Here is a 15,455-nt window from a genome sequence, read left to right as displayed (position 1 = left end):
TTATCGATGCCTTCGACACGGGCATGCGGACCTTTGACCAGCCCTATCTGCTCTACGCTTCCGAGGGCGCTTTCCATCTGGAGACACCGGCGCGTACGTGCCTGCTGCTTCCTCACCGCGCCGCGTTGATACGGCAGGCATACCCGATCAGAATCTGGACGACCGGGCCGGCCACGTCATCCTCCGTATTGTTCGACAACGCGCTGGATGGCCAGCTTGGCGAGCCATGCCAGGTGATACCCGTCAATGCATTGATGGTGCAGATGATTGCGCATGCGCAACGCTGGAGCGCCACCGATGCAGCAAGCGATCCGGCGTCGGCGGTGTTCTTTCAAGCCCTGGGGAACGTTGCCATCGACGCCGCGCAATCCCCGGACCCGATGTGGTTTCCAAACGCGGAGTCTCCCGACCTGCGTCGTGCGATCGAATGGACCATGAAAAGACTCGGCGAGCGTTTGTGCTTCGCCGACGTTGCAGCCGCGGCCCACGTGTCCGAACGAACACTGGCTCGCCGCTTTGCCAGCGAACTTGGGCTGAGCTGGCAACAATTTCTCAAGCGAGTCAGGTTGATGGAGGCCGCCAGGCAGTTGACCCTCACCGACAAAACCGTTGCCGAGATCGCGTATGAGGCAGGCTTGGCCAGCGCGAGCGCTTTTTCATCCCAATTCAACGCAGTGATGGGTGAACCACCGACTCGATACCGGCAACGCTTAAAAAAGGGGGGTGGATTCAAAAGTGGTGCGTAGGCCGTCCCCATTGCCATGACGGCTTCGGCGCCGCCTGCCACACACACGTCCAGAAGTGAGTTAAAGCCGATTCTGACCTTTGCCAGTCGGAGGTCGTTGAGCGAAGCTGCGCACGTGTAACGTCCGCTTTCGATGGTGGACACTCATCCAGCTGAATGTCATACAGATGAATTCAGACGGGTTCTGCCATCTCCAAAGCACTGCTGCAGCCCGATATCGCCAGATATCGCATGTCATTGCCTCAACTGCTATGAAAGAATTGCTCTCATACAGGGGGCGGTATGAGTCGATTCCGGGTGGCTGGTCTGCTGGCGATCACCTTGCTAATGGTAAGTCCCTTAGCATGGGGAGCAGGATTCGATTGCACACGTGCAAAGGGATATGTCGAACAGCGTATCTGCGCGGACGAACAGCTTTCGCAACTCGATGAGCAACTTTCCCACTCATTTGCAAGCGCCCATGCGCGCGCGGGGCAGCAACTCGTTGCCTTGCTGCGTGACCAGCGCAACTGGCTCGCAGAGCGCAACGCGGCGGTATCCCGAGGCGGCGACGCTGGCGCGAAGGTCTACCAAGATCGCATTCTCTTCCTGGATCATCTGTTTAACGATGCGAAAGCGACGTCACCTCTTCTACGAGCGATTGGTGAGCACATGTCGGACAGTCCATCGGCGGCGACGGGTACCGGACGGCTCGTTGACTGGTGGCCTTATCTCAGCGGTGATGGAAAAGTATTCAGTACGGGAATAGAACCAAAACTCGATGATGCAAAATCGTTCGCATTCAATCCCCAGGACGCACTGAAACTGTCGGGCATTGCTGGTTACGTGCCAGCAGATTCCCCCACGATTATCCTATTCGACACCGCACATTTTGGTGGTGTTTACGTTGAGGATGGTATGAGCAGCGTTCCGGTCTGGCAGCTGTTTAGTTGGCACGACCATACCGTGCAAGCTGTCCAACTTCCGGATGTATTCCGGCCTAATATCGGCCCGCATGGCAGCGCGCTGTCCCTGTATGCGGGTATTGTCTACGCCTTGCGCAGCGACGACGGCGGACTCGCTACGAGCAACATCACCGCACAGCCCTATGTAGGCGGGCATTGGGGGGATCCGGTGCGCATGCAATTGCGTTACGACACCTACCTTTCAGCTCCGGAATCCTATTGCGCGGAGAAGGACTGTACGAAACTCACGGCGATGGCCGCTCAGATCATTGGCCACTATGCCAAAACGAATGATGACAATGCGCTCGACGTGAATCTTTCACCGGATCAACAAGCCAAATTCACCACCATGCAGCGGCAGGCGGAAAAAGAAACAACCGCAACTGTAGATAGATTTGGCGAATTAGCGTTCTTGCCTGATTTCCATCAGCGAGCAAAATACGTTGGCGACGGCTCCTTCCTGTGGTTCGACGGAGATACTCTGTTTCCCGTTCAATGGCGGGACGAGCTTCTGCTGGCGAGAATCGGTAACGGCTGCTACAGCCCCACTCGGGACGTCATCTGCAGCGAAGATCTCCTGCTTGGCATTTGGCGCTGGGACGGCCGCGTTTTCACGCCTGTACTTGGCATGGTGCGGAAAAAGCTGCGCGGGGATTTTTTGCTTGATGCATTGCTTCCCGCAGACCTTGATACGCAGAACTAGGTCCTACTGGCAGCCCATCTTCAGCAATGCGAATGTTCCATATGAGATGTCCGCCTTCCATGGCGGACATTAGCCGGGGCGACGCCCCCGTGGCGACCGGTTTTCCGGACGGCGGACGGTTCAACAGGGTAAAATCGTGGGTTTCGTCAGCCAGGGCACCTAGTTCCCTGCGAGAACCGGTGATCCAGTGAAAAACCCCGTAGAATCAAAGATTAATAGCGAGTCAACGCCCAAGGTGGGATTTGTCTCGCTCGGCTGCCCCAAGGCGCTGGTCGATTCCGAGCGCATCCTCACCCAGCTGAAGGTGGAGGGCTACGAGATCGTACCCAGTTACGCCGCCGCCGATGCGGTGGTGGTGAACACCTGCGGCTTTATCGATGCGGCGGTGCAGGAGTCGCTGGATGCGATTGGGGAAGCGCTGCACGAGAACGGCAAGGTGATCGTTACCGGTTGCCTGGGGAAGCGCTCGGAGTTGATCAAGGAAGCGTATCCGGACGTGCTGGCGATCACTGGCCCGCAGGATTACGCCAGCGTAATGCAGGCCGTGCATGCGGCGCTGCCGCCACAACGCAATCCCTTGTTGGACATCATCCCGGATACGGGCATCAAGCTCACGCCGAAACACTATGCGTACCTGAAGATTTCCGAAGGCTGCAATCACCGCTGCAGCTTCTGCATCATCCCTTCGATGCGCGGCGACCTGGTATCGCGGCCGGTGGATGAGGTGCTGGTCGAAGCCGAGCGCCTGGTGAAGGGCGGCGTGAAGGAGTTGCTGGTGATTTCGCAGGACACCAGCGCGTATGGCGTGGATGTGAAATACGCCGAGCGCAGCTGGCGCGATAAGGCCTATCGCACGCGCATGACCGATCTATGCGAAGGCCTGGCCGAACTCGGGGTGTGGGCGCGCCTGCATTACGTCTATCCGTATCCGCATGTGGATGAAGTGATGCCCCTGATGGCGGAAGGCAAAATCCTGCCGTATCTGGACATACCGTTCCAGCACGCCAGCCCCCGCATCCTCAAGCTGATGAAGCGCCCCGGCAATATCGACAAGACGCTGGAACGCATCCAGAACTGGCGCAAGCAGGTGCCGGATCTCACACTGCGCAGCACCTTCATCGTCGGGTTCCCCGGCGAGACCGATGCGGAGTTCGAGGAATTGCTCGACTTTCTGCGCGAAGCCGAACTGGATCGCGTAGGTGCGTTCACCTATTCACCGGTGGAAGGCGCCAAGGCCAACGAGCTGCCCAACCCGGTGCCGGAAGAATTGAAGGAAGATCGCCTGGAGCAGTTCATGGCGGTGCAGGCGGAGATTTCCGCGGCCAAGCTCAAGCGCAAGATCGGGCGCACCATCAAGGTGCTGGTCGACAGCGCGAGCAGCGAGGGCGCCATTGCGCGCTCGGCGGCCGATGCGCCGGAGATCGACGGCGTGGTGCACATCCGCAACGGGCAAAAATTGAAACCCGGTCAGTTCACGGATGTGGTGGTCGAGTCCGCCGACGAGCACGATCTGCACGCCGCGCTCATCAGCTGATTTGATGCGGCCGTGCGTTATGTTGCGCCAGCGCGGGAGGCGGTCGATCCGGTCGTCTTCACGCACGCGCCGCTGAACGGCTGGAACGACTACGCCGACTGGCTGCACGGGCCACGCTGGCCATCGGTCGACCAGCTCAACGCACGCTGGCCAGCCGGTGCCAGCGAACGCTTCGCCATCCAGGCGCGCGAGCTGCTGGAAGACGGCCTGCATTACGAGGAACGCATTGCCACCCGCGGCCTGATCGCCACGCGCGAGGCCAATTGGCACGACCTGTTCAACGCGATGGTCTGGCTGCGCTATCCGCAGCTCAAGCGCGCACTCAACCGCCAGCAGATGGCCGAGATTGCGCAAGTCGGGCGGCGCGAGCGTTCGCGCCCGCAATGTGCGCAGACGCATTTCGACGAAGCCGGCGTGATCGTGGTCGTGAAAGATCCACCCTTGCTGGCGCTATGGGACCGGCACGACTGGTACGAGCTGTTTTGGCGCCGGCGTGCGGCATGGCAGGACGGCTCGATCGCGGTGGAAGTATTTGGCCATGCCTTGCTGGAGCATGCGTTGACACCTGGCAAGCTGCTGGTGGGCAAAGCGCTGGCGGTGATGGTGGATGAGCGCGTGGACCGATTGGACGTTATCGCCCACTGTGCGGATGCGATTGCCGGTGGGCGCTGCTTGCGCGATCCGCAGGAATTGCGGCCGTTGCCGCTGTCGGGCATGCCGGGTTGGCATGCGGCCGGCGAAGAGGAAACGTTTCATCGGCATGCGGCGTGTTATCAGCCCTTGCGCGAAGGGCGGCGTTATCCGGCGCCGCTGGCTGTCTCCACGCTGCCGTAGGCTGGGATTTCATCCCAGCCTACGGAGCCGCGTGGTTCATGGCTCGACGTACTCCACACCAATCACCGCAAAGCGGGTACGCCCACCCGGCAACTCCGCCTCGAACTCATCGTCCAGCTTCTTCTTCAATACCGCCCGCGCCAGCGGTGAGTCGATGCTGATCCAGCCACGCTTCGCATCCGTCTCGTCCGGCCCGACGATGCGATAGCGCACGGTATCGCCGCTTTCGGTGTTTTCCAGTTCGATCACCGCACCGAAGAACACGGTTTCACGATCGGCGGGCGCGCCTTCGGCCACCTTCAGCGAAGGGATGCGTTTGCTCAGGTAGCGCACGCGGCGGTCGATCTCGCCGAGCTGCTTTTTGCGATAGGTGTACTCGGCATTTTCCGACCGGTCGCCTTCGGCCGCGGCGGCGGCCAGCGCTTTGACCACCTCCGGGCGCAGGGTATGCCACAGATGGTCGAGTTCGCGCTTGAGCGTTTCGAAACCCTCGCGGGTGATGATCGCCGTGGAGCGTGGCGCAGGGGGCCGCCAGCGGGTCATGGTGATGCGAGGTTCGAGGTTGGGCTGCCCAAGCAGGTTTCCTGCGCGCGCTTCGACGCGCACGGAAAACCTGGGCCGCATCTGGGCGCAGCCGAGCGCTGCTTGCTGCAGGCGATGCTCGTTTCCAGCAAACAAATGTTGCGTTTGTTGCAAATGTCTGGCATGAAAGCTTCCGAAGACTGGGGCCCGATTTTAGCGGTGTAGCCGCGCGGTATCGAAAAGACCGCGCGACATCGACAAGAACGTGTTTGAGTCTGCCCGCGCAGCCGGGCTTAGGCTGCGCCCTTCAGTACCCGGTGTAACCCGACATGCCTTATCGTCCCGCTCTACGTTCCTTGCGTCTGGTTTTATCGGTGGCAGCGCTGATGCAACTGGCGGCCTGCGCAGCCACCAACGGCAGCGTGACGCCAAAGCCGCCGCCGGCCTCGGTCACCTTGTTGTACGGCCAGCTCGACCAGGCCAGCCGCAGTTACGAAACCGCGTTGCAGCAGACGCGTGCCGGCGACACGCAGGATGCGCAGAAAACGCTGGATGGCTCGCTCGACCAGTTGCGCGATGCCGCTGCACACTGCGGCGCCACGCCAGGCTGCGACCCGCAGCGGTTCTTCTCGGTGTTCGACCATTTGCTGCGCTTGAAGGATGGCAGCTTCATCGGTGACGAGACCCCGGACGAGGAAACCAGCAGCGCGCCGCTGTCGCCCTTGGCCGGTCAGGCCGGCGCCGGCAGCCTGCCGGAAGCGCAACGCAGCGTCACGTTGTTACGCGGGCACCAGCTCTCGGAATTGATCGCCATGAATGGCCCGGTGAAGGCCGCGCTGGAAATGTGGCTGACGCAGTGGCGCGGCAACCTGATGGATGCCTACGTGAACTATCAGTTCCTGCGGCACGAGATGTGGCCGCAGTACCAAAGCCAAGGTCTGCCGGAGGCTTTGTTGTTCGGCATCATGGCCAAGGAATCCGGCGGCAAGGTGCATGCTGTGTCGCGTTCCGGCGCGGCCGGACCGCTGCAGTTCATGTATGCCACGGGTTTGCGCTTCGGGTTGAGCGATCAGGATGGCTTCGATACGCGCTTCGACCCGGCCGAATCGGCGCGTGCCAACGCCGAATACATCAATGAGCAGCTGAAAGCCTTCAATGACAATCTCGAACTCACCCTGGCGGCCTACAATGGCGGCGAGGGGCGCATGCGGCGCCTGGTCGGCGACGATACCTCGGTGAGCTTCTACGACCCGCGCATCTATGCGCAGTTGTCGCAGGAAACGCGCGATTACGTGCCGGCGGTGCTGGCGGCTGCCTGGCTGTTCCTGCATCCGGACAGCTACAACCTGCGTTTCCCGCGCGTGGATGGCCAGCAGGGCAGCATCACGCTCAAGCGCAGCGCTTCGATCTCGGAACTTACCGTGTGTCTGGGTTCGGCCAACGACATGCCGGACGGCTGGTTCCGTACCCTGCGCAATCTCAATCCGCGCCTCGATCCGCAACAGGAGCAGCCGGTCGGCGCCGTGCTGCAGGTCCCCAAGCCGCTGGAGAAGGTCTACGCCGCCCGTTGCGTGGACGGCCCATGGCCGATTCTCGCCAGCGATCTGCACAATGCGGTGGTGCCGGTGTTCCCTGATCCGCCGGCCGCCGATCCGGTGGTGCACTATACGGTGCGCCGCGGCGACACGCTGGCGGCGATCGTGCGCAAGCACGGCGGTTGCAGCAGCGAGACCGAGGTTGCGCGCATCAACAACCTCAAGTTCCACCATGTGAGGGCGGGGCAGGTGTTGAAGTTGCCGAGTTGTCGGTGAGTTGGTTGGGGGCCGGGAATCGTCAATCGTAAGGAGCCGGGAATCGTAAATCGTAAATCGTAAATCGTTTTAAGAGCGGCCGTCCGCAAGTTTGCTGTGTGTCGCTCTAACGATTTCCGATTCTCGATTCCCGATTTACGCCCCCGCTTGACGCCCCAAGGCCGAGTGACGAGTAGCGAGGTTGCTTGAAACGGACGCCGCCTGGAGCAATCCAATTCTCGCCGCGTCAGTCACCGTTCCAATCCACGGCGGGAGCGAAGGCTGTGACGCCCTCGCTACTCGTCGCTCGCCCCTGCCATGCGGCGCACTGCGCCACGCCGGCGTATGGCTAAGCCGGCGTCGTCAGTAGCTGAGAGAAAGCTCAGGCCGCCGCGCCTGAGCGCATCCACTGGGCCATGGTGTCCGGCTGTTCGCCGGTGGCGTCGCGCAATTCGCGCAGCACGCGTAAAAACTGCCGGTGTTGCGGTTGCAGGCTGGTGTGCGGCGAATCCTTGGTTTCGTGATACGCCACTGCCAGCCAGAGTGCGATGCCGCGCAGCGCGACTTCGGGGTTGTCGGATTGGGCGCGGCTGAAACCGATGTCCGTACCCTGGCCCCACGGACGGTAGCGCTGTTCGGGCGCGGTGCCATACAAGTGCGGAAATTCACAGCGGGAGGCGTGGCCGATTTCACGTAGCGTCATCACGCCCAGGCGGGCGCGCGTGCGTACCGGCAAAGCGGAGATGCTGCGTTCGATCTGCCGGAACTGACGCTGCAACTGCCGGGCGCGACTCATCGCGATCAGGCGGGTGACAATCTGCATGTGGCCCCTCGTTGGACAGTCCGCATGGCATGCGGATTGGGCAGGAGGATAGCGGCCTGCTTCGAGTGCGTGCGCCGAAAACGTCACAAAATGACGACAAATGTCAAAACGCGGCAAGCCTTGCTTGTCTGCAAGGCTTGTCTCGACGGTCAAGTGTGATGCACTTCACCTAATCGCTGGCCTACCTTGATGACTTGCTGCGAGGCGAGTGCATCCAGTTCGGCGGCACCTTCCGGTAGCAGCACGATGACGGTGGAGCCCATGTTGAAGCGCGCCATCTCAGCGAAGCGATCCAGTTCGATGCGCTGTCCCTCGAACGATTTGCGGCGGATCGATGGCGCGTACGGCGGAATCACCAGGCCATCCCACACCGTGGCCACGGACGACACCAGGATCGCGCCCACCATCACCACGGCGAACGGGCCGTGCGCACCTTCGAAGTGGCAAACCAGCCGTTCGTTGCGCGCGAACAGGCGCGGGATCGCATCCACGGCGAAGGGTGCCACGCTGAAAATGCGCCCGGGAATATGCACGGTTTCTTTCAACTTGCCTTGCAAAGGCATGTGCACGCGGTGATAGTCGCGCGGCGACAGATAGATGGTGACGAAGCGGCCGTTGCGATAAGGCGCGGCAGCCGTTTCGTCGCCAAGCAGCTCCGCAGCCGTGTAGGACTGACCCTTGGCCTGGAATATGCGTCCGTCGACGATGGGGCCCGCCTGACTGATGCGGCCATCGGCCGGCGAAATCAGGGCGCCGGGAGCCGCATCCGCCCGGCGGGCATCGGGGCGCAGCTTGCGCGTAAAGAACGCATTGAAGTGGGGATAGGCAAGCGGATCCGGTTGCGCGGCTTCGGTCATGTCGACCTGGTAGCTGCGCACGATTTTGCCGATCAGGAAATTTTTCCACGGCGGGAGCGTCCAGCGGGTAGCCCAGTAGACCACGCGCGATAACGCCCGATGGGGAAGGATGTATTGCAGGAATACCTTGAAGGTCATCCGGCAAGTATAAGGAATCGGAGCGATTCCTGACGGCCGCGAATGACTAGGAGCCTGTCGGATTTGAATGGTCGAGGCGAAAATGCGACTGCGCGAGGACAGATGTTCGGCGATGCGCCGGCCCATAGTGGTTCTATGGGTCAAGCAGCGACGGACATATGGACCGCGCAGGCGCATTTGCAGCCCGGCCAATTCAAGTCCGACAGGCTCCTAGGGTCGATCGTATGAACCCGCATGAGCCCGGCAACACGCAATCGCTATACTTCACACCCCCCAAGCCGGACCGTTCCCACGTGACCGCCGAACTCGCCACGATCATCGACTTTATCCGCTATGGCGCCAGCCGCTTTTCCGCAGCGGGTCTCACTTTCGGCCACAGCCACGACAACCCGATCGATGAGGCCACGCATCTGGTGCTGGCCAGCCTGCATCTGCCGCCGGACATCCCGCCGGCTTACGGCGCCGGCAAGCTCACCGCGGAGGAGCGGGTGCGCGTACTGCAACTGATCGAGCGCCGCATCAGCGAGCGCCTGCCGGTGGCTTATCTGGTCGGCGAAACCTGGTTTGCGGGGATCAAGTTCAAGAGCGATCGCCGCGCCCTGGTACCGCGCTCTCCGATCGCCGAACTGATCGAAGCGGGCTTCTCGCCCTGGCTGGATGGCCGGCATGTCGAGCGTGCGCTGGATCTGTGCACTGGTTCGGGTTGCATCGGCATCGCCATGGCCGCGTACAACCCGCACTGGCAGGTGGACATTGCCGATATCAGCGACGATGCGCTGTCGCTGGCGCGCGAGAACGTGGCGCTGGTCCACGTGGGCGAGCGCGTGGACATGATCCGTTCCGACCTGTTTGCAGGCTTGCAGGGCCGCAAGTACGACCTGATCGTCTCCAACCCGCCCTACGTCACCGAGGACGAATACGCGGCACTCCCCGGCGAGTACAGCCATGAGCCCAAGCTTGGCCTTACCTCCGGCGAAGACGGACTGGACGCCTGCTTGCGCATCCTCGACGAAGCGGCCGATCACCTTACCGAAGAAGGGCTGCTGATCGTCGAGGTCGGCGAGAGCGAGCAGGCCCTGGTGGCATTGTTGCCGGACGTGCCGTTCGTCTGGGTCGAGTTCAAGGTCGGGCAGATGGGCGTGTTCGCGCTGGAGCGGCGCGAGCTGGTGGAGCATGCCAATGCGATCCGCGCGGCAGCGCTTGAGCGCAGTCGCGGTTAGGCGCTTGCCGTTTGCTAGGCGTTGCATCCCGGCGATGCGCCGACGATTCATAAGCGCAACGCCGCCGGGCATGGCAAGATGCAAGGCCGCCCCGGCTGGGGCCCGGTCCATCCCAACGCCCATCGGTTTTTCCACGTGTCCAGCAATTCCACCGGCAAGCTGTTTACTGTCACCACCTTCGGCGAGAGTCACGGACCGGCCATCGGTTGTGTGATCGACGGTTGCCCGCCGGGCCTGGCGATTTCGCCGGAAGCATTCCGCACCGATCTGGACCGCCGCGCCACCGGCCGCAGCCGACATACCTCGCAACGCAAGGAAGCGGACGAGGTGGAGCTGCTTTCCGGCGTCTATGAAGGACACACCACCGGTACGCCGATCGCCTTGCTGATCCGCAATACCGACCAGCGCAGCAAGGATTACGGCGACATCGCGCAGACCTTCCGTCCGGGTCACGCCGATTACACCTATTGGCAGAAATACGGCATCCGCGATCCGCGTGGCGGCGGGCGCTCGTCGGCGCGCGAAACCACCATGCGCGTGGCGGCCGCGGTGATCGCCAAGAAGTGGCTGGCCGAGCGTCATGGTGTGCGCATTCGCGGTTATCTGGCGCAGTTGGGGGAGCTCGTTCCGCAGGGTTTCGACTGGGAAGCGGTCGAGGGCAATCCGTTCTTTTGGCCGCACCAGGCCCAGGTGCCTGAGCTGGAGAAATACATGGACGCGCTGCGCAAGTCCGGCGATTCGGTCGGCGCGCGCGTCAACGTGGAAGCCGAGGGTGTGCCGCCCGGTTGGGGCGAGCCCATCTACGGCAAGCTCGATGGCGATCTTGCCGCCGCACTGATGTCGATCAACGCGGTCAAGGGCGTGGAGATCGGCGACGGTTTTGCGGCAGTCACGCAGCGCGGCAGCCAGCATCGCGACGAAATGCATATGGACGGCTTTACGTCCAATCATGCCGGTGGCATCCTCGGCGGGATCAGCACGGGGCAGGTGGTGCGTGCCTCGATCGCGCTCAAGCCCACGTCGAGCATCCTGATTCCCGGCCACAGCGTGAACCTGGCGGGCGATTCGGTGGAGGTCGTGACCAAGGGGCGCCACGATCCCTGCGTCGGCATCCGCGCTGCGCCCATTGCGGAGGCCATGATGGCGCTGGTGTTGATGGATCACGCCTTGCGCCACCGCGCGCAGTGTGGCGATGTGGGTGAGATAAAACCGCGCATTCCCTGATCGGCCGCCATGCGGCGAGACGGCGCGAGCTGGATGTCATTCCTGCAGCGCAGGGCTTAAACATGCCGGGGCAGTCATCCCGGCCCACGTGGAAACTGGATCGCCAGCTTTCACGGTGACAAAGAACACGATGAGCAAGCAACACAACGTCTGGGTGTCCCGCCCGCTGTTCCCGGAAGTACTGGCGCATCTGGCCCGGTACGTGGACGTGCAGGCGGAAACCGACGAACGCAAGCATTCGGCGGCCGAGCTGCGCGAAAAACTTGCCGACGTCGACGGCGCCATCGTCGGTCTTGGCGACCGCATCGATGGCGAAGTGATTGCCGGCAACCAGCGCCTGCGCGTGGTCGCCAACCTCGCCGTCGGCTACAACAACCTGGACGTGCCCGCGCTCACGGCAGCGGGCATCCTCGCTACCAATACGCCGGACGTGCTCAACGAAACCACCGCTGATTACGCTTGGGCGCTGTTGCTGGCGGCCGCCCGGCGGGTGAGCAGCTCGGAGCGCTGGCTGCGCGCGGGCAACTGGCGCGGCGGCATGCGCTTCGATGAGTGGCTGGGCCTGGACGTATACGGCAAGACGCTGGGCATCCTCGGCATGGGCCGCATCGGCCAGGCGATTGCACGGCGCGCGCATGGCTTTGGCATGCCGGTGCTCTATCACAACCGCTCGCGCCTGCCGGCAGCCATCGAACGCGCTTGCTGCGCGAGCTGGTTGGAAAAGGCCGAGCTGCTCCAGCGGGCCGATCACCTGATGCTGGTGCTGCCGTACAACGCGCAGAACCATCATGCCATCGGCGCCGCCGAGCTGGCCCTCATGAAGCCGACCGCCGTGCTGGTGAACATCGCCCGCGGCGGCATCGTCGACGACGCGGCGCTGGCGGCCGCTCTGCGCGAAGGCCGCCTCGGTGCGGCCGGCCTCGACGTGTTCGAAGGCGAACCGGTGGTGCATCCTGCCCTGCGCGAACTCGACAACGCCGTACTCAGCCCGCATATCGCCAGCGCCAGCGCCGACACGCGCCGCGCGATGGCGCAATTGGCCGCCGATAATTTGCTGGCTGCGTTGGGCCACGGGCCCGATGCGGGACATCCCCCTTCCTTGCTCAACCCCGAAGCGCGGGAGCGGGCATGAAACGAAAACGTGATACACCTCACGCCAGCAGTGCCGTACCGCGCCTTTCGCAGGCTGCAAAGGCTACATTCCCCGGTTGGGTTTTGGCAGCGCGGTGATCCTTCAACCCAGGCAATTTTCTACGACAAGTGACCTAACGAGATGAGCAAGAAGAGTAGCTACAAGGTAGCGATGGTGGGCGCCACGGGCGCCGTCGGCGAAACCCTGCTGAGCATCCTGGCCCAGCGCGAATTCCCGGTCAGCGAGCTGGTGCCGCTGGCGAGTGCGCGCTCGGCCGGTAGCAAAGTGGAGTTCGGCGGCAAACAGATCACCGTGCAAAACCTGGACGACTACGACTTCAAAGGCGTGGATATCGCCTTCTTCTCGGCCGGCGGTTCGGTCAGCCGCGTGCATGCGCCGCGTGCGGCGGCCGCCGGTGCGGTGGTGATCGACAACACCTCCGAGTACCGCTACCAGGACGACATCCCGCTGGTGGTAAGCGAAGTGAATCCGCACGCCATCGCGCAGTACACCACGCGCGGCATCATCGCCAATCCCAACTGCTCCACCATGCAGATGCTGGTGGCGCTGGCGCCGATCCATCGCGCCGTGGGCATCGAACGCATCAACGTGGCCACCTACCAGTCGGTGTCCGGCGCGGGCCGTTCCGGCATGGAGGAGCTGGCCAAGCAGACCGCCTCGCTGCTCAATTTCCAGGACGTGGAAAAGTCCAAGTTTCCCAAGCAGATCGCGTTCAACGTGATCCCGCATATCGACGAGTTCCAGGCCAACGGCTACACCAAGGAAGAAATGAAGATGGTGTGGGAGACGCGCAAGATCCTGGAGGACGAATCCATCCAGGTGAACCCTACCGCGGTGCGCGTGCCGGTGTTCTACGGCCATTCCGAGGCCGTGCACATCGAAACACGCGACAAGATCACCGCCGAGCAGGCGCGCGAGCTGCTGGAGCAGGCGCCGGGCATCGTCGTGCAGGACGAACGCAAGCCTGGCGGCTATCCCACCCCGGTGGGCGATGCGGCGGGGCAGGACCCGGTGTACGTGGGCCGCATCCGCGAAGACATCTCGCACGACCACGGACTTGATCTGTGGGTCGTATCCGACAACATCCGCAAAGGCGCCGCGCTCAATGCCGTGCAGATCGCGGAATTGCTGATCGAGGATTACCTGTAATGCGTCATGTCGGTCTGGTTTTGCTGGGTTGCGTGCTTGTATCGAATCTTTTTGCCCAATCGTCTGGCGACACCGCGCGCCAGGCCGAGAAGCTCAACCAGCGCGTGGCCCAGCACCAGGCCGAAGTACAGCGTTTGCAGCAGGACGTAAGCCAGCAGGAATCCGCCAGCCAGCAGGCGGCGGATCGTTTGCAGCAGCAGGACCGCGCCATCGCCGAGCTGCGCAAGCAGCTCAAGGCGGCGCAGGACAGCGCCAAGACGCCAGCCGTCGGTCATTGATGGCCGTCACGCCCGGTGCAACAAACCATCCTGAAACAGGCTTGACGGGTAAATCTGGTATTGTTGATTGATGGTTATCTAACTAAAGTGACGCCTTCCAAGAGGAAGTCGCCGCAAGCCGCGGTGCCTTTTCAGTAAAGCGTCCGGGGTGTCTCGGGGGAGCCAAGCGATGAATCGTTCGTTGAAGCTGTCGATACTGCTGGCGCTCGCGCTGGGCAGCAGTCAGGCAGCAGCCGTGGAATTGGGCCAGGCGCATGTCAAATCGGCACTGGGCCAGCCCTTGCTGGTCGACATACCCGTCACCCATGCCACGCCGGCCGAGCTGCAAAGCCTGAGCGCCGAGCTTGCCCCGAACGATGCCTTCGTCAAGGCGGGCAGCCAGCGGCCAACCATCCCCCTGCAATTCACCGTGGTGGACGACAACGGCCACAAGGTGATCCGCGTCACCAGCGGCAGCCCGGTCGACGACCCCTACCTTGACCTGCTGGTAGAAGTGAACAGCAGCACCGGCAGCAACGTACGCGAATTCGCGATCCTGCTCGATCCGCCAACCAGCGTCACGCAGGCCGCCAGCAGCGCGCCGGCTCGCCGCCGTGCGCCGGCCAGCAGCACCTCGGCACCCGCCAGCGAAAGCGCTGCCGTGCCGTCGCGCCGCTCCAGCGCGCCGCCGCGCCGCCCCGCCGCCGCGCCGGAAGTGAAGAACGGCCAGTTCGGGCCGGTGGAGAAGGGCGCAACGCTTTCGCATATCGCCACCGAAGTTGCGCCGTCCGGCGTCAACGTCGACCAGATGATGCTGGCGCTGAAGTCCGCCAATCCGGATGCGTTCTACCGCGACAACATCAATGCGCTGAAGGCCGGTGCGATCCTGCGCGTGCCCTCGCGCGACGACGCACTGGCCACGGCCGAGGCCGCTGCCGCGGCAACCGTTCGTCAGCAGAACACCGATTGGCGCAACGGTACTGCCACGCCGCTGGCCGTAGCGGCCGGCGGTACGCGCGAGAACGCGACGGTCGCACCGACGGCCAACAGCAACGCCGATCGCCTGGCGCTGGTGCCGCCAGGCAGCGAAGGCCAGGCCGCCGGTGGCTCAAACGGCAAGGCTGGCGCCAACGCCGCCGTGCGCCAAGCCTTGCAACGTAGCCAGGAAACGCTCGCCTCGTTGAAGCAGCAGAGCGACGAGCTGAAATCGCGCCTGAAGGATCTGGAAGACATCAACAGCAAGAACCAGCGTCTGCTGTCATTGAAAGACAACGAAATCGCCGACTTGCAGAAGCAACTGGCCGCGGCCCGCAAAGCCGCCGGCAAACCTGCTGCTCCCGCTGCCAGCCTGACGCCGGCGCCAGCGCCAGAGGTTGCCAGCAAACCGGCCGCTGCGGTGTCGGCGCCGCATCCTGCTTCCGCTCCCACCTTGGCTAGCGCAGCCAGTGCGCCCAAGCCGGCCGCCGCTGCCTCGGCCCCGCACAACAATGTGGTGACCACGCCGCTTCATGCGCCGGCCAAGCCGAAACCGGTGGTTCAGCCGCATCGCGTGCCGCCGCCGG

14 protein-coding genes are annotated in these 15,455 nt (G+C 63.0%); 11 read left to right on the top strand and 3 right to left on the bottom strand.

Annotation, left to right across the window (positions count from 1 at the left end; all coding sequences use genetic code 11):
- The 4 genes from VMA74_RS11025 to VMA74_RS11010 all read left to right on the top strand — a co-directional run.
- A partial coding sequence (locus VMA74_RS11025; RefSeq protein WP_325366867.1) for an AraC family transcriptional regulator occupies positions 1–746 on the top strand: 746 nt, incomplete at its 5' end.
- A gap of 281 nt (positions 747–1,027) precedes the next feature.
- Positions 1,028–2,392, top strand: a complete 1,365-nt coding sequence (locus VMA74_RS11020) for a lysozyme inhibitor LprI family protein (RefSeq protein WP_325366865.1) — start codon at positions 1,028–1,030, stop codon at positions 2,390–2,392.
- Between the two features lie 187 nt (positions 2,393–2,579).
- Positions 2,580–3,926 carry a 30S ribosomal protein S12 methylthiotransferase RimO gene (gene rimO, locus VMA74_RS11015; protein WP_414649600.1) on the top strand — a complete coding sequence of 449 codons (1,347 nt, stop codon included), beginning with the start codon at positions 2,580–2,582 and terminating at the stop codon, positions 3,924–3,926.
- Positions 3,927–3,938: 12 nt separating this feature from the next.
- Positions 3,939–4,760 (top strand): DUF3025 domain-containing protein, encoded by an 822-nt coding sequence (locus VMA74_RS11010; protein ID WP_325366863.1) that lies wholly within the window; start codon positions 3,939–3,941, stop codon positions 4,758–4,760.
- A 36-nt stretch (positions 4,761–4,796) separates the two neighbouring features.
- On the opposite strand, the gene greB is transcribed toward VMA74_RS11010, so the two are convergent.
- On the bottom strand, positions 4,797–5,303 hold the full coding sequence (greB, locus tag VMA74_RS11005) for a transcription elongation factor GreB (protein ID WP_325366871.1): 507 nt from the start codon (positions 5,301–5,303) through the stop codon (positions 4,797–4,799).
- A 308-nt stretch (positions 5,304–5,611) separates the two neighbouring features.
- Here greB and VMA74_RS11000 point away from each other — a divergent pair, with 308 nt between their 5' ends.
- Positions 5,612–7,093, top strand: coding sequence for a transglycosylase SLT domain-containing protein (locus tag VMA74_RS11000; RefSeq protein WP_325366862.1), 1,482 nt, complete (start codon positions 5,612–5,614; stop codon positions 7,091–7,093).
- Positions 7,094–7,454: 361 nt separating this feature from the next.
- Here VMA74_RS11000 and VMA74_RS10995 read toward each other — a convergent pair whose 3' ends face one another.
- Entirely contained in the window at positions 7,455–7,895 is a 441-nt protein-coding gene (locus tag VMA74_RS10995) for a hypothetical protein (RefSeq protein WP_325366860.1), read from the bottom strand.
- A 149-nt stretch (positions 7,896–8,044) separates the two neighbouring features.
- Entirely contained in the window at positions 8,045–8,890 is an 846-nt protein-coding gene (asd, locus tag VMA74_RS10990) for an archaetidylserine decarboxylase (RefSeq protein ID WP_325366858.1), read from the bottom strand.
- Between the two features lie 293 nt (positions 8,891–9,183).
- Here asd and prmB point away from each other — a divergent pair, with 293 nt between their 5' ends.
- The 6 genes from prmB to VMA74_RS10960 all read left to right on the top strand — a co-directional run.
- Complete coding sequence (gene prmB, locus VMA74_RS10985) at positions 9,184–10,110, top strand: 50S ribosomal protein L3 N(5)-glutamine methyltransferase (protein ID WP_325366869.1); 927 nt, start codon at positions 9,184–9,186, stop codon at positions 10,108–10,110.
- A 135-nt stretch (positions 10,111–10,245) separates the two neighbouring features.
- Positions 10,246–11,334 carry a chorismate synthase gene (aroC, locus tag VMA74_RS10980; protein WP_325366856.1) on the top strand — a complete coding sequence of 363 codons (1,089 nt, stop codon included), beginning with the start codon at positions 10,246–10,248 and terminating at the stop codon, positions 11,332–11,334.
- A gap of 130 nt (positions 11,335–11,464) precedes the next feature.
- Positions 11,465–12,466, top strand: a complete 1,002-nt coding sequence (locus VMA74_RS10975) for a D-glycerate dehydrogenase (RefSeq protein WP_325366854.1) — start codon at positions 11,465–11,467, stop codon at positions 12,464–12,466.
- 141 nt (positions 12,467–12,607) lie between these two features.
- Positions 12,608–13,636, top strand: coding sequence for an aspartate-semialdehyde dehydrogenase (locus VMA74_RS10970; protein WP_325366852.1), 1,029 nt, complete (start codon positions 12,608–12,610; stop codon positions 13,634–13,636).
- Positions 13,636–13,914, top strand: a complete 279-nt coding sequence (locus VMA74_RS10965) for a hypothetical protein (protein WP_325366850.1) — start codon at positions 13,636–13,638, stop codon at positions 13,912–13,914. The genes VMA74_RS10970 and VMA74_RS10965 overlap by 1 nt, the downstream gene beginning before the upstream one ends.
- 169 nt (positions 13,915–14,083) lie before the next feature.
- Positions 14,084–15,455, top strand: a 1,372-nt coding sequence (locus VMA74_RS10960; RefSeq protein ID WP_325366848.1) for a FimV/HubP family polar landmark protein, incomplete at its 3' end; no start/stop codon positions are given.

The sequence above is a fragment of the Dyella sp. genome (genome assembly GCF_035508675.1).
Taxonomy (GTDB): domain Bacteria; phylum Pseudomonadota; class Gammaproteobacteria; order Xanthomonadales; family Rhodanobacteraceae; genus Dyella_B.
Note: the sequence above shows the minus strand (reverse complement) of the source record. Positions and strands in the feature narration are given on the sequence as shown.